At 55.7% G+C, this 828-nt stretch carries 1 protein-coding gene and 1 pseudogene; one reads left to right on the top strand and one right to left on the bottom strand.

Annotation, left to right across the window (positions count from 1 at the left end; genetic code table 11):
* A pseudogene (locus IMZ11_RS42790) lies at positions 1-97 on the bottom strand (bacterioferritin); the annotation flags it as partial.
* A gap of 244 nt (positions 98-341) precedes the next feature.
* Between IMZ11_RS42790 and IMZ11_RS42785 the strand changes: the two are divergent.
* On the top strand, positions 342-828 hold a 487-nt coding region (locus IMZ11_RS42785), incomplete at its 3' end, for a hypothetical protein (protein ID WP_228649312.1).

The raw sequence follows: 828 nt of genomic DNA, 5'->3' as shown, positions 1-828 counted from the left end.
CTTGCATCTTCGAATGCAGGAAATATTGGTTAATTGCGGTGAGTTCGCTCGTCAATTGCTCGTTGAGCAATTTCAGAACATCTGGATCGCCTTGCATCGTGACTCCTAAGCACCTTGAGGGCTGGTCAAGTGTTGCCGTCTGTCGTGCACATCCAATCTAGTGCAGAAAGCATCGCCGAGCGCAATGATTAACGGTCAATTCGGCGTGTTCGTGGGACATTGTCAGACCATCCCGGACCCCTGGGCCCCCGGCGTGGCCACGAAGAGTGGACTGGCTGTCCTAACTAAGGTTAGACTGCGCTAATCTCTTGCCACACTGCGAAAGAAAGGCCGGTAGCGAAATGAGTGAGTACGATCTGCACTCACTCATTCTCTCGTGCGATTTCCGCGTCGACGATGTCGAACAAATGTGGAAATGGATGAAGAAACACCGTTCCGGACTTTTATCGATCGGCGCTCATCACGTGGTGCTCTACAAATCAATTTGGGAGCCCGGGCGGGTACTGGTGACCATCGGCATTCGGCATGCCCGATCAATTCGCGATGTGTTGCGTTCACCGGCGATATTCGAATGGTTCGACATTTCGGGTGTCGAAGACATCCCACCGATATTCGGTGGTGAAGTCGTGGAGAAAATCGACGTCGCCGAGCCGTCTCCGGAGGGTCATGTGGCCGGCGTGATCGTCGGCGCGATCGCCACCGTCGACGACGTCCCCACGCTGATGCGCAAGGTGCACGACGGCCTGGACCGTTTCGAGCAGGGCGGCATCCGCAAGATCTGGGTCTACCAGGCGCTCGATGACGGCCAGGAAGTCATGATCCTGCAAG

It is taken from the genome of Microtetraspora sp. AC03309 (assembly GCF_020826795.1).
GTDB lineage: Bacteria > Actinomycetota > Actinomycetes > Streptosporangiales > Streptosporangiaceae > Microtetraspora > Microtetraspora glauca.
This window is presented reverse-complemented; position numbering and strand designations above follow the sequence as displayed.